Origin of the sequence: Funiculus sociatus GB2-C1, from assembly GCF_039962115.1 — a bacterium.
GTDB lineage: Bacteria > Cyanobacteriota > Cyanobacteriia > Cyanobacteriales > FACHB-T130 > Funiculus > Funiculus sociatus.
The window spans coordinates 20,892-34,439 of the sequence record NZ_JAMPKJ010000036.1; the positions used below are offsets into that span (position 1 = coordinate 20,892).

General features: G+C 45.8%; 12 protein-coding genes. 5 read left to right on the forward strand and 7 right to left on the reverse strand.

Annotated features, from left to right (window positions below; translation table 11 throughout):
• Window positions 1-8: 8 nt before the first annotated feature.
• Window positions 9-608 carry a Uma2 family endonuclease gene (locus NDI42_RS17155; RefSeq protein ID WP_190442363.1) on the forward strand — a complete coding sequence of 200 codons (600 nt, stop codon included), beginning with the start codon at window positions 9-11 and terminating at the stop codon, window positions 606-608.
• Complete coding sequence (locus NDI42_RS17160; protein WP_190453135.1) at window positions 605-763, forward strand: hypothetical protein; 159 nt, start codon at window positions 605-607, stop codon at window positions 761-763. Before NDI42_RS17155 ends, NDI42_RS17160 begins: the two co-directional genes overlap by 4 nt.
• Before the next feature lie 55 nt (window positions 764-818).
• Here NDI42_RS17160 and NDI42_RS17165 read toward each other — a convergent pair whose 3' ends face one another.
• From NDI42_RS17165 to bioB, 4 genes are all read right to left on the reverse strand, one after another.
• The gene (locus tag NDI42_RS17165) at window positions 819-3,071 is read right to left on the reverse strand and encodes a transglycosylase domain-containing protein (RefSeq protein ID WP_190453149.1); all 2,253 of its coding nucleotides are present in this window, start codon (window positions 3,069-3,071) and stop codon (window positions 819-821) included.
• A gap of 243 nt (window positions 3,072-3,314) precedes the next feature.
• Entirely contained in the window at window positions 3,315-3,788 is a 474-nt protein-coding gene (lspA, locus tag NDI42_RS17170) for a signal peptidase II (RefSeq protein WP_190453280.1), read from the reverse strand.
• 87 nt (window positions 3,789-3,875) lie between these two features.
• A complete protein-coding gene (locus NDI42_RS17175; protein ID WP_190442351.1) occupies window positions 3,876-4,460 on the reverse strand; it encodes a biotin transporter BioY in 585 nt (194 codons plus the stop codon).
• A gap of 129 nt (window positions 4,461-4,589) precedes the next feature.
• Complete coding sequence (gene bioB, locus NDI42_RS17180) at window positions 4,590-5,675, reverse strand: biotin synthase BioB (RefSeq protein ID WP_190453152.1); 1,086 nt, start codon at window positions 5,673-5,675, stop codon at window positions 4,590-4,592.
• Between the two features lie 225 nt (window positions 5,676-5,900).
• Here bioB and pstC point away from each other — a divergent pair, with 225 nt between their 5' ends.
• The 3 genes from pstC to pstB all read left to right on the forward strand — a co-directional run bounded on the left by pstC (window position 5,901) and on the right by pstB (window position 8,800).
• Window positions 5,901-6,851 (forward strand): phosphate ABC transporter permease subunit PstC, encoded by a 951-nt coding sequence (gene pstC, locus NDI42_RS17185; RefSeq protein ID WP_190453154.1) that lies wholly within the window; start codon window positions 5,901-5,903, stop codon window positions 6,849-6,851.
• 69 nt (window positions 6,852-6,920) lie between these two features.
• Window positions 6,921-7,820 (forward strand): phosphate ABC transporter permease PstA, encoded by a 900-nt coding sequence (gene pstA, locus NDI42_RS17190; RefSeq protein WP_190442346.1) that lies wholly within the window; start codon window positions 6,921-6,923, stop codon window positions 7,818-7,820.
• Between the two features lie 173 nt (window positions 7,821-7,993).
• A complete protein-coding gene (pstB, locus tag NDI42_RS17195) occupies window positions 7,994-8,800 on the forward strand; it encodes a phosphate ABC transporter ATP-binding protein PstB (RefSeq protein WP_190419539.1) in 807 nt (268 codons plus the stop codon).
• A 73-nt stretch (window positions 8,801-8,873) separates the two neighbouring features.
• Here the strand turns inward: pstB and NDI42_RS17200 are convergent, their stop codons facing one another.
• From NDI42_RS17200 to rfbC, 3 genes are all read right to left on the reverse strand, one after another.
• A complete protein-coding gene (locus tag NDI42_RS17200; protein WP_190453157.1) occupies window positions 8,874-10,403 on the reverse strand; it encodes an FG-GAP-like repeat-containing protein in 1,530 nt (509 codons plus the stop codon).
• A 592-nt stretch (window positions 10,404-10,995) separates the two neighbouring features.
• Window positions 10,996-12,309, reverse strand: coding sequence for an NAD(P)H-dependent oxidoreductase (locus tag NDI42_RS17205; RefSeq protein ID WP_190453160.1), 1,314 nt, complete (start codon window positions 12,307-12,309; stop codon window positions 10,996-10,998).
• A gap of 587 nt (window positions 12,310-12,896) precedes the next feature.
• Window positions 12,897-13,442 (reverse strand): dTDP-4-dehydrorhamnose 3,5-epimerase, encoded by a 546-nt coding sequence (rfbC, locus tag NDI42_RS17210; RefSeq protein WP_190442341.1) that lies wholly within the window; start codon window positions 13,440-13,442, stop codon window positions 12,897-12,899.
• Between the last annotated feature and the right edge of the window lie 106 nt (window positions 13,443-13,548).

The following is a 13,548-nucleotide window of genomic DNA, read 5'->3' on the forward strand; positions in this document are numbered from 1 at the left end:
TTACTCCCATGACATTACAAGTTTCAGAAGCAATAACAACTGTTAAAGAACAGCGATTTACTTTACCAGGTTATTATAGTTGGGAGCAATTTGAGGCGATAGAATCATTAATCGCAGATGCGCCTGGTTTGCGAATTACTTATTTAGATGGCTGTGTGGAGTTTATGACAACTGGTGAACCGCATGAGATTTTCAAAAAAATGCTAGCTATTCTGCTAGAAGCTTACTTCTTTGAACAGGGTATTAAATTTGTTCCAGTTGGCAATGCAACTCGCCGGGACAAGAGCAAAAATGTCTCATTTGAGCCGGATGAATCTTACTATTTAGGGGAGAAAAAAGAACATCCAGATTTGGCAATTGAAGTCACTATTACCAGCGGCGGCATAGATAAACTAGAAAAGTATAAGCGGTTGAAAATTGCTGAAGTCTGGTTTTGGGAAAATAATCAGCTTGTGCTTTATCGACTGCGCGAACATAATTATGAGCAAACTTCCAGAAGTGAATTTTTGCCAGATTTAGATATTGCTTTGCTAGTGCGCTGCGTGCAAATCCCTGATATTTTGGCAGCGAGGACTGAGTTTATTAACGGTATGCGACAAATCGGTTGAAAGATATTTTACAGCAACAGTGCGATCGCTTATCCGCACTAAAAAAACAAGTCCTCTCCTTGTTGACTAAAGAAAGCGATGCACTCAACCTGGAAGAGTGGCTAGAAAATAGTAGAATCCCAGCCTCAGATTTAATAAACGCGCTGCAATTTTGATCTAAAATCTAGACCTTAACCTTCCAACAGTATCTTGCCAATCGCCACAGGTTAGTTAACGCACAACTTGCCGCATATAATTTGCCCAAGCTTGGGCAGCTTGTCCGCTACTTCCCCGCGTTGGCGAGTTGTCGTCATTTCCCAGCCAGACACCCGTGACTAAATCGCGACTGGGAACGTAGCCGATAAACAACAAATCAACGCCGCTGTTAGTTGTCCCCGTCTTCCCCGCTTCATTTCCCAGTCCGATAGAGGCAGCGCGTCCCGTACCGCTTCGTACCACGCTCCGCAGCATAACATTCATAGTATCTGCAATTCCCTGTGGTAGCACTCGCTTAGTTGCCCCGGTTTCCTCCTCGAAGGAGTAAATTACCCGGCAGGTTTGGGGATTTTTGAAATCGGTACAATCACTGCTGTCGAGAATGCGCTTAATCGCGTGGGCGCGGTTCCAGACACCGTTATTTTCTATAGCGGCGAAAGCCCCAGTCATTTCTAAGAGGGTGGTTTCGCTTTGTCCGAGAACCAAGCCAGGGACGGGATTCAGGGGTGTGGTGATGCCCAGACGTTGCGCCATCTCCACCACTCTATTTAAACCCACATCCTGGGCAACTCGCAGAGCGACCACATTCTCCGATTGGGCAATTCCCGTATACATATCCGTCCCACTACCCCCGACTCTTTCGCACGCCCGAAAGCGTTGATTTTGCCACACTAGCGGGGCGCAGGAATAAAATTTTCCCGGCGAGTTACCTTGTTCCAGCGCTGAGGCGTAGGCAAAAACTTTGAAAGTCGAACCAGGTTGACGCTTTGCCTGAGTAGCGCGATTGAATTGACTTTTTGCGTAATCTGTGCCACCGACCAAAGCGCGAATTGCTCCAGTGCTGGAGTCGAGGGTGACAATTGCCCCTTGAGAGAAGCCGTAGCTGGAACCGCTGGTGTTAACTGAATTGCGGAGGGAGGTTTCTGCCTTTTGCTGAGTTTCCAGATCCAGATTAGTTTCGACAATAAAGTTGCCTTCCTTCGCCAACTGTTCGCCCAACAAAGTGCGGAGTTCGGTAAAAACGTAGCTGTAGAAATAAGGTGCTTTGATGTTTGCCAAAGCTTCTCTAGCTTTCGGGCTAACTTCAATACGCGATCGCCTTGCCCGTTGTCCTTCCTCTGCACTAATTCGACCTTGGGAAACCATGCGGGTAATAATGCGATCGCGCAGTCCCACCGCCGTCTTATAATCCCGAATCGGATTGTAACTATTTGGTGCTGGCAAAATCGCCACCAGCGTCGCCGCTTCCGAAATATCTAAGTCTCTAGCAGATTTCTCAAAATAGAACTGCGCCGCATCTTCAAACCCCGAAGCACCTACCCCCAGATAGATGCGGTTCATGTAATTCCGTAAGATTTCGTCTTTACTGTAGAAAGTTTCTAACTTTAAGGCGACTATCGCTTCCCGGATTTTCCGACCCGCGCTGTCTTCAGTTCCCACATAGTCGCGATACAAACTCCGCGCCAACTGCTGCGTCAGCGTACTTCCCCCTTGCTTAATTCCGCCTCCTTTAACATTCGTCACCACAGCCCGCAACGTCCCAATCGGATCGACCCCAAAGTGCCAATGATAGCGGCTGTCTTCCGATGCCAGCACCGCTGCGGGCAAATATTTGGAAAAGTCAGATAATCGTCGCAGTTCCCTGTGAGCCTCAGTTCGAGGACGCTGTAACGGTGTCCCCTCATCAGAATTAACTATTACTGGCCCCTGAACGGCTACTGGTAACGGTCGAACTGGGATATTTCGCCACTCATAGAGTATCAAAAAGGCGATCAAACTGACCAGCGCACCTGCACCGTAAAGGCTGTAGCGAAATGCCAGAACGTACAAAGGCGGGGGATTGTGATACTGAAGCCTAACTGCATCAGCTAACTCTGGGGGGCCAAGGGTGAGGATATCGCCGTGACGGAGTTCTAGAGATTGAAGTCGCCGCCTACCCCGATAGATGCCATTGGTGGAGTTTTCATCTTTGATGATGAAGGATTTCTGGTGCTTGGGATCTCTGGAGACAGACAAATGAACTTGACTGACGACTGGGTTGCGGATGACAATATCGCAAGATTTAGAACTGCGTCCTAGAAGATAGCGATCGCCCAACATTGGATAAATTTCTGCCTTCGCCGCACCTGCATCCTGTACCCAAAGTTCCGGCACTTTGGCATTCGGCTTCAGCGCCAGCGCATTAAAATTAACTTTGGCTTGAATTGTCTGTATAGCCTGGGTTACTTGTCCCAGAATGGTTTTAGGCGGCTGTTGGGGTGAGGTCATGTCAGTCAAGCAATTGTCAGCGAGAGGCTTTTATTGAACATTCTACTCGCAAGCTCAAGGTAGCGTTTTGAAAAGACCAAAGGCTCTCAGGCAAAAGAAATAAATACCTCCTCGTCCACAAACTAGAAGCCTTGATGCTTCACAAACTCAGCCTAAAAACTCTTGATTTTGGCTTAGCCAAGGTAGGCGGACTTTGTTTTTGTAGCCGCCACTTCTAGTCGTCGGGACAAGGTGCAAATGAGTTTACCGACTTCTGCCCGATGAATCTGATTCCGGGCGGAAACTGGCAATTAACAAACATACAATGCCTACATTAATAAATACATCTGCCAGATTAAATACTGGGAAGTGAATCAACCGGAAATCCAGAAAATCTACCACACTACCAGATACAAAGCGGTCAATCCCATTACCCAACGCTCCTCCCAAGATAAAACCATAGCCGAATTGTTCTAAAGTGTCGCGATTTGGGCCAAATAAAGCGAACGCCATCAAGCCTAAACTCACCGCCAAAGACAGCCAGCGCAACCAAACTCCCCCCTGAAACAAGCTAAAAGCTGCCCCAGTGTTCGTAACATAGGTGAAGTGGAACACATTAGGCAACAAAGCCCAGGTTTCCCTATACTCAAAATTTTGCACTACCCAATACTTAGTCAACCGATCCAGAATCAGACTGACGAGTCCAGCAAGCCAAAACAGGTAATTTTTAAAAGGCATGGCAATTCTAGTGTTAATGGCTAACGTCAGACTGGCTAATTGTTTAACCATTAGCAACTGACAACTGACAACAAATTAACAGCTTTTTTAATAAAGCATCAGCTGACGTAAGAAAAAAGCCAAGACTGTAACTGCACAGACAATCACCATTTGTGCTGGTACAGGATAGACAGAGTACATCAAAGCTTCTTTCCATAAGGGGAGCGATCCTGCCCCCAAGCTCAACGAGTGGGTGAGAATAAGGTAGGTCAAACCTGTGATATGGATAACCAGTAAGCCGCAGATACAGCTAAATGCCAAAGACTCCAATCGTTGCGGTGCTTTAAAAGCTAACAAGCCACAAACCCAAGCACCAGGAATAAAGCCTAGTAAGTAGCCAAAAGTAGGCTGTGTCAGGTAGTCGATACCGCCGCCTTGGGAAAAGATGGGAAACCAGGGGGTTAAGCCCAAAGCTAGGTAAGCAATTTGGGAAATAGCACCAGCATTCTTACCTCCCATACAGCCTACCAACAGAACTGCACCAATCTGATAGGTTATGCCCAGCGACTGAGCTTGAACTCCTTGCTGAGTCCAATTCCAGGGAACGTTGGTAATATACGCTTCCAGAAAGGTGCCACCAATTGTTAGAAGTAAGCCAATTAAGGCCCAAAGTAGTTCAGTGGGTGCAAACACGCAACGATTTTGGATTTTGAAGCGATTTTTGGGGAGATTGATTCTTCCCAAAATATCGCGTGATTTTGAAGCGAGAAATTGAGGACTTAGTTAGAAGATACTTTCTATTGTTCTTCTGCACTCAGATACTCAGCACTGATTGCTATATTCGCCGGGGATGGGCGCTTCGCCGCCAGCTAGTCCCAAAGATTCGAGCATAGCATGGTCTTGCTCTGGCGGTTGTCCGAGAGTGGTGAGGTAGTGTCCAATCAGCATGGCGTTCATTCCAGCTTGGAAGCCCAAGGCTTGGAGTTCTCCCATTACTGCTTCGCGCCCTCCAGCGTAGCGCAGAATTTGCTGGGGCAGGATGAGGCGGAAAATAGCGATCGCTTTCAAGGCTTCATAAACATCTAGTTTCGGGCGATCGTCTAAGGGTGTTCCTGGTCTTGGAGTGAGCAAGTTCAATGGCACGGATTCAACTTCCAATTCCCGCAATGCCAAAGCCAAATCTACTCTGTCTTCCCAAGATTCGCCTAATCCCATTATCCCGCCTGTGCAAGCTTGAATCCCGGCGGCTTTGATATTTTTAATAGTTTCAACGCGATCGCGCCATGTGTGCGTCGTCACTATCTCTGGGAAAAACTTTTCTGATGCTTCTAAGTTATGGTTGTATCGCGTTACACCTGCCTCTTTTAACTCTTGAGCTTGTTCTGGTGTCACTTCGCCCAAAGCACAGCACGGTTTTATATTGGTTTCGGCGATAATTCGGCGTACCGTTTCCAAAATTTCTTCAAATTCCGCCGATTTCGGACTGTTGTATTTTATACCTCGTCCTTGGGAAACTAAGCAAAATCGCTTTGCTCCTGCTGCTTCGGCTGACTTAGCTTGAGCCAGAATCTCCTCAGTAGATTTCAGACCATAAATAGGTGAATCTTTACCTGGGTGATGAGCAGACTGGGCGCAGAAACCGCAATTTTCCGAACAACTGCCAGATTTTATATTGACAATACTGCACAAATCTACTGTGTTGCCGCAACAAGCTTGACGTACTTTATCTGCGGCTTCGCAGAGTAGCAAAATATTTTCTTGACCTTCAATTTGGGTGAGTGCGATCGCTTCCTCTTTCCCAATTCTCTTTCCTGCAATAATCGCAACACTCAGGTTGTGCAGCCATTGCCGCAGTGACTCCTGTTCCTGGCTCTGAATATCCGCGTTCGACACTGGTGCTTGAACCACGTTCTGCCCCTTTTGATCGCATCTACTGAAACTTTGGCATTTTATCACTCTAGTTGCAGAAAACAAGCAAGCTATCTTAACCTAATCTTTACAATTAAGCGATAGGCTACAAGGAAAATGCCCGTGCCAAAGCAGAAGTTGAACTAAATTGTTCAGCAAGATGGCTGAATAAAATCCTGCCGTTAAATATTACATTTACTACAGTTACCAGAGGAAAACAATATCGTGGCTTCTGTGACAGACAATCCGCAGGTAATCGTTAAACCGCGCTCTAACGCAGAGCGAAAACTGGATCTTGGGTTTATTTGGCTGACTCGAATTTTTGCGATCGCAGTTGCTGCCACCTTGATTTGGATCACAATCCAAGTTGCAATTCAGGCACTCCCTGCAATAAGACAATACGGGCTAGGCTTTATATTCTCTACCACTTGGGACCCTGTTCGCAATGAGTACGGAGCGCTTCCGCAACTTGTCGGGACAGTATTTAGCTCTCTGATTGCGCTGCTCATTGCTGTACCGGTGGGTCTTGGCGTGGCGATCTTTTTGAGCGAAGATTATTTACCGCCACGGATTCAGATGATATTAGTTTTCTTGGTAGAACTCCTAGCGGCGATTCCCAGTGTAGTGTACGGTTTATGGGGAATTTTCGTTTTGATTCCGCTGTTGAAACCACTGGGAGAGGCGCTCAATGCTAACTTGGGCTGGCTGCCAATTTTTAGTACGCCGCTGCGCGGCCCAGGACTGCTACCAGCATCAATCGTCTTATCAATCATGGTTTTACCAACGATAGCAGCTCTTTCCCGCGATGCCTTGATATCTTTACACAGCGATTTGCGTCAGGCAGCAGTTGGACTAGGAGCCACGCGCTGGGAAACAATTCTCAAGGTGCTACTACCATCAGCCGTTTCTGGAATTGTGGGTGCAGTCATGCTGGCACTAGGTAGAGCTTTGGGAGAAACTATGGCTGTCACCATGTTGATTGGAAATTCTAATAATATCAGTCCTTCAGTTTTGGCTCCCTCTAATACAATTGCTTCCCTATTAGCTAACCAATTTGCTGAGGCAAGCGGTCTGCAAGTTTCTGCTCTAATGTATGCAGCTTTACTACTGTTTATACTGACCCTTTTAGTGAATGTTTTGGCTCAGTTACTGGTGAGTCGGGTGCAGCGAATTTAATGATTTCATGATTGTGTCAATACCCTGATAAAGTTCCCAATCCCCAGTCCCCAATCCCCAGCCCCCATTATGTCTAAATTAGAGGATAAACCTGTTTCCGGATTTCCTAGCAGAACCTTAAAGCGATCGCCTACCTCACCCCGGACGCTGTTCGGAATCGTGATGACGGGGTTAACGTTCCTTTGTGCAGTGCTTGCCATTGTGCCTTTAGTGGCTGTCCTTGGCTATGTAATCGTTCAAGGTATTAGCCAACTTAATACCAATGCGTTTACAGAACTACCACCGCCTCCATTAGTAGAGGGCGGCGGCTTTGGTAATGCCATCCTGGGAACCTTAATTATGGTGGGAATTGGTGCATTAATCAGCATTCCCTTTGGCGTGATGGCGGCAATTTATTTGTCAGAATTTAGCGGTGGCAAAATTGCCTATTGGATTCGTTTTGCTACCAACGTCCTTAGCGGTGTTCCCTCGATTATTGTGGGCGTTTTTGCTTATGTTACTGTCGTCTTGACTACTGGAACATATTCTGCATGGGCGGGAGGATTTGCTTTATCAATTTTGATGTTGCCGATTGTAGTGCGGGCAACAGAAGAAGCGCTGAGACTGGTGCCGCAAGAAGTTAGACAAGCGGCGGTAGGATTGGGAGCAAGTAATTTTCAAGCGGTTTCGCGGGTGGTGTTGCCAGCTGCTTTACCTGCAATTGTCACCGGAACGACTCTAGCGATCGCGCGTGCTGCTGGGGAAACTGCACCACTGTTATTTACCGCTTTATTTACCCAGTTTTGGCCTAACTGGAATAATCGCTTACTTGAGCCCACAGCCTCGCTGGCAGTTTTAGTTTACAACTTCGCTACGACTCCCTTTAAAAATCAGCAAGAATTCGCATGGGCGGCTTCTTTCATCCTGGTGATGATGGTTCTGCTTACCAGCATTATCTCCCGTCTGGCAACGGCTCGCCGCGTCTATTGATCGACGAGTATTGAGAAATGTGTCGCTATGATACTGTTAAATTTAGCAAAAAAGATAACAATGGATACAATGCCAGGTTTAACAGTATGCTGGGCGATATTGAGTGAAATTTTTTTATTGCCATAAACCATAAGTTTTTGCGCTTCTGTTAAACCCAAAACCTAAGAGTTTTTATGTTGTCCAATCCCCAAACAAAAAATCAAACAGATACCGTTTTAAAGACGGAAAAACTGAATGTCTACTACGGAAATTTTCTAGCGCTGAAGGAAATCAGTTTAGATATTCCCAAAAACCGAGTTACAGCATTTATTGGGCCTTCAGGTTGTGGCAAAAGTACGTTGCTCCGGTGCTACAATCGCCTCAACGATTTGATTAAAATTTTTCGAGCCGAAGGCAAAGTTTATTACAACAATCAAGACCTCTACGCTCCTGATATTGACCCAGTAGAGGTACGGCGGCGGATTGGCATGGTGTTCCAAAGACCAAACCCCTTCCCCAAGTCGATTTATGACAATATCGCTTTTGGGGCGCGGCTGAACGGCTATCGGGGTGATATGGATGAGTTGGTAGAAAGAAGTCTCAGACAAGCCGCACTCTGGGATGAAGTCAAAGACAAACTTAAGCAAAGTGGTCTTTCTATATCAGGCGGACAACAGCAAAGGTTGTGTATTGCTAGAGCGATCGCAGTTCAGCCAGATGTCATTCTTATGGATGAACCCGCCTCTGCACTTGACCCGATTTCAACGCTGCGAGTTGAAGAACTGATCCAGCAACTCAAGGAGGATTACACCATCGTCATCGTCACCCACAATATGCAGCAAGCCTCGCGCATAGCCGATATGACGGCATTTTTCAATGTGGAAGCGACGGAAAAGGGCGGCAGAATGGGTTACTTGGTGGAGTACGACCGCACCGAAGTTATCTTCCAAAGTCCGCAGGAGAAATCCACCCAAGAATACGTCAGCGGACGTTTCGGTTGATTCTCTCATTCACAAGCTACACCTGGGAACGCCTCTTCAACGGCGTTCCCAGGTGTAGCTTCGACAAGAAAACTTAAGGATTGTAATAGTTCCAAGTCATCTTGCTAAGACGGTAGTGGTCTTGCGTCCATAGTCGCGGACGGTTGGGGTTGGGGTTCGGCTCTTGGTTTTGGTAGATGCGAAGCTGATTACCGTTCAGGACAATTAATTCTTCACGCCAATCCCCAGACACGTCGGCTACATATAGCCGATCCGACTTCTCATCGAAGCGATGGAGAAATTGCCCGTTGAGGGGGTCAAAAATTGCGACATCCCCAGCCTCGTGACGCTCCTTGGCGGCAGCTAGTTGGCGAGAATCACCTGTCCAGTCAACGGTGAAAATCACCTCCACGCCTTTATCTGACCAACCTTTGGGAGCAACATCCTCGATTTGATAATCAGCAATCAGTTTACCTTGGGCGTCAAACACAAAAGGTTTCTGGTTAGTATTGTAACGGCTGCGAAACCAAATTTCTAAACCTGGTCGCTGAAGGTCAAAGTCACCAACAGCAGCATTTTGAGGTTCCTGGTGTTTAAAATGGGTTTCCCAAATTAAGCGCTCTTTGTTATAGAGGAAAATGCGATTACCGCCGCCTGCGATGTTGTTGTACATCTCGGCAAAGCGCTTGCGAATACCTCTGCCTCCCTCTTTCAGGCGATCGCTTCCTCCCTCTTCCAACGCTACCACCTCTAACCCTGGAATGTCTGGACGCACATCAGCGACAAAAATCGCATCAATGTGAGGATGTTGTTTGGTGGTATTTTCCATAGGAACTTGAAAGAGAATTTTTCCATCACTTCCTACGATCGTTCCGCCTAAAACTTCGTGCTTACCGTCTCCATCTAAGTCTGCAACCCTTGCACCAGCGTGTACACCACCTAAAAACTTATCTTGCGTCCATAGAGGTTTAGGATTTTCTTGTTTGAGCAAGTCATCTATGGCATAAGCTGCTAGATAACGTCCCTTGCGATAACCTTTAGCATTGGTAGCTTGAAGAAGTAAATCGCGATTGCCTTTACCACGAAAATTCCCAACGACTAAATGCTCCCAACTGCTTGCGCCCTTTGGTGGTTCTAGTTTGATACTCCCCTTGGTCTTCCCATCTGCACCTTGAACAATATGAAGGTTTTTGTCCTTGGTTAAGAATAAAACTTCCGTCAAGCGATCGCCATCTACATCAGCTGCTTGTACACCCGATCCATGCCAACCTGGTAGTCCTTGCTTTTCTGCTTGTCCGCTGACTTGGATATCAATTTGTTTAGTCCAAAGCTTTTCTCCAGAATTACTATAAACCACGATGTGACCCGGCTTAGTAATAATAAAATCTTTCTTTGTGTCATTATTAACATCCGCCGCAATCAAACCACCAATGCGCTTATCTTCTGCGGGCAGATCTAATTGAATAGTCTGGGGTTTGATTTGAGAATTCGGTAAAATAACTTCCTTCCGGAAGAACTTCTTCGCATATTCCTGAACGGGAAAAGCTAAAAGAACAGATAATGATATTAAGCCTGATATGTAAAAAAACCGATTTCTACTGAGATTGTACAAGCGCTTTTGCATTTTACTCTCTCGATGTATTTTTGAGAGGGGATTTTTTTGTTTTCACGTTTCCTGCCTCAGCCAGAAAACGCCAAAACTTAGTAAATTGAACAATAACTATCAGACATCAACACTAACAGAAACGTTGTCTTAATTTTGGTCATTCAGAGAGCCAAAACCCGATGCTTCATACAACCCTTTAACCGCCCCAGCCGCCAATTAAAGTCACGTACCCATCTAGCTCGGCCTTCCTTCAAACGGACTTGAGAAAAGCGCTTAAACAAAACTAACCATTCTTTCACACAGCTCTTCCATGAAAGTTCTGGCATACCCAAAGGTCGGTACTTTTTATACAACAAGACATGATTCTCCCCGGAAATGCGAGATATACGAGCAATTCCCGCAAGTTCAACTCTCCAGCAGTAATCTAAGTTAGTTGTAGGTTGGCTTGAGAGAACGCGAAACCCAAAAAATCCAAAAGAATAATTGGGTTTTGTTGGCTCAAGAGCCAGGCCCTCTCATGCGCTCTTAACCCGCGCACAACCGTGGCTCCCATTCCCTACGTTCACTTTGGCCTTTTTAGCTCTAACTGGTGCTGATTGAAACTAAAAAACTACCCAACTGTAGCCGGAACTTTTGCTGGGGCAAAGTAAGCATTTTGCTCAGCCCGCAACTTGTCACAAAGTCTGCCTTCAGGCAATTCCACATCATCGTAGGTGAGGACTTGATCCTTAAGAATATCTCGCTTCAGGCGACACCCTTCAGCTAAACCAATGGGTAACAAGTTTTCCGCCTGGGTGACATCAGAATTTTCGCATTGTCCGTAGGTCATAAAGTAGCCAATGCCATCAATAGTTTCCCCCGCTTTGAGGTCGATTTTCGCAGTAGCTACCACATCGACTAAAGGGCCACCCAAGGGAACCAATACCGCATCATTGAACAGGACAACCCGCGCCACCGATAAAGGTACTTCAAAGTGACACAAATGGTAGGGAGTGTAGAAGCTGTAAAGGGGGCCTTCACCTAATTTATACAAATTCAGGTAGTGGCGTTGCTTGGGGTCGTCGTGAGTTCCAAACACAAATACACCCGGCCCTGGTTTGGCACCGACGACGTAATCAACAATACCGCCCAATTCTTTAAGCTGGTCAATGTCGTACTTAGTGGTCAGTTCATCAATATGACCCCTGTAGTCGTATCCCAACATACCGCGCTTAATGACTTTCATGCCCGTCCCGTTGGCAACGATCGCTTGCTCGAAGGATATCTTGGTACCATCGGCAAAGCTTGTCACCATGTGGGGTTTTTGACCCCACTGCTTGGCGAAAGATTCTTGGGTAATTGGGTTGCGGTAAGGATCTTGTAAGCCTTTGATATTGCCGCATAGTAACGGGGTCAAGCCAATACTTTTAACGAACCGATACAGGTTCATTTGCACGCCTGGTTGGTCGCCATCGCAAGCGGTGATGATCACACCAGCCTTGTCTGCATACACTTTTAAAATGGGGCCAATTGTGCCGTCGAGTTCGGCATCCATGAGGATGATATGCTTGCGGTTAGCGATCGCTTCCATTGCCACATGAGCGCCAAATTCGATCGCGCCTGTAACTTCCACTAGCGCGTCAATGCCTTCGGCTTTGCACAGCAACATGGCATCATCGGTGATTGCATATTTGCCGCGAGCGATCGCATCCTCCAATTCAGATACACTCTTGACAATTTGCAAATCTTCAATTCCCGCCTCATTATATGCCCGTTTAGCATTATCTAAGCTACGGTTAGAGATTGCTACTAACTCCATCCCCGGCACAGAATTAATAATTTGATTAGCAATTCCTCGACCCATAAAGCCAGCACCAATCATGCCCACTTTTATCGGATTTCCAGCTTCGTCCCGTGCTTGCAATGCCTTATCGACAATAATCATTTCCAACTCCTATTTTTGTTGCTTTTCATTTGTTTCAAGCTGCATTTCTGTCTAGAATTTCATTTACACTTAGCAGCTATTCAATATTCAGCCTTTGGTAATCTTAACTCATAAACTCCGATTAAATAATATTTAGCAAGTTAATTATAAGGTAACTATTTTTCTTACTCAATTCTTAAAAAATATCTCATATAACCTTAATTAATAAGCATAATTTCCACACAATCTTTATTGAAAAATAGTGTCAGCCTTTCCAAATGCCATAGTCTTTTTTTTTGGGGAACAGAGACATGATTGAAAAAGCTGATAACATTCATGCAATAGCCGAGTTATAAAAAAGTTCTCGCTATCTGCATACATTCCCAATAATTAATGTGTGCTGGGACAGGCTTACCAGGTTTTAAGTCGCCGAAGAGTTCAAGAATGTAAGAAAGAAGGACGTTACCTCCAGACTGTTTATCTGGCTTGGGCGAAACGACAGTTAACCTTTTGATATATTTCTGACTTTGGTTACAGCAAAATAGGCATAATGCCCTATGCGACCTAGTAGAAACTTAACCTGCGATCGCTCTCCTGGCCACTCATCGCTAAACTCCTAGAGGAATCGATTGTAGTAAGGGCCAAGCTGCATCTTTAACAGAAATTTCGCTAACAGGTAAAGGCCATTCAATTCCCAAAACAGGATCGTCATAGTGCAGGCCCCGCTCATAACCTGGAGTATAAAACTCACCCACTTGATACGTCACTTCAGCTGCATCCGTGAGCGTTTGGTAGCCGTGAGCAAACATTTCTGGTACGTACAAAGCCCGACGATTTTCGGCAGTCAATTCTACACCAATATGTAAAAGATATGTAGGGGAATTAGGACGCATATCTACTATCACATCATAAATTGCTCCCTGAGTACAGCGAATCAATTTGGTTTCAGTTGCCGGAGCGATTTGATAGTGCATACCCCGCAGCGTTCCTTTCTTGTGATTAAAAGACAAGTTGCATTGAGCAACAGTTGGCTTTAACCCGTGTTCTTGAAATTCTTCCATGCAGAAAGTACGAGCGAAAAAGCCTCGATCATCTGGTCGTTGCTCTAAGTCAATAATGAATGCACCTTTGAGCTTGGTTTCTGTAAATTTCATCGTATACAATCCAACTAAATCAAGTGTTTACGGACGACAGAGCATCGCTTAACTAGAGTTAAGGATATATTTTAGGCAAAAGATAGTTATAATTTTTTCCTTTACC

Bases quoted from the DNA above. Each gene is read 5' to 3' on its own strand.
- NDI42_RS17155 (WP_190442363.1), top strand. From the start codon at position 9: ATGACATTACAAGTTTCAGAAGCAATAACAACTGTTAAAGAACAGCGA.
- NDI42_RS17165 (WP_190453149.1), bottom strand. From the start codon at position 3,071: ATGACCTCACCCCAACAGCCGCCTAAAACCATTCTGGGACAAGTAACC.
- lspA (WP_190453280.1), bottom strand. From the start codon at position 3,788: ATGCCTTTTAAAAATTACCTGTTTTGGCTTGCTGGACTCGTCAGTCTG.
- pstA (WP_190442346.1), top strand. From the start codon at position 6,921: ATGTCTAAATTAGAGGATAAACCTGTTTCCGGATTTCCTAGCAGAACC.
- pstB (WP_190419539.1), top strand. From the start codon at position 7,994: ATGTTGTCCAATCCCCAAACAAAAAATCAAACAGATACCGTTTTAAAG.
- NDI42_RS17200 (WP_190453157.1), bottom strand. From the start codon at position 10,403: ATGCAAAAGCGCTTGTACAATCTCAGTAGAAATCGGTTTTTTTACATA.
- NDI42_RS17205 (WP_190453160.1), bottom strand. From the start codon at position 12,309: ATGATTATTGTCGATAAGGCATTGCAAGCACGGGACGAAGCTGGAAAT.
- rfbC (WP_190442341.1), bottom strand. From the start codon at position 13,442: ATGAAATTTACAGAAACCAAGCTCAAAGGTGCATTCATTATTGACTTA.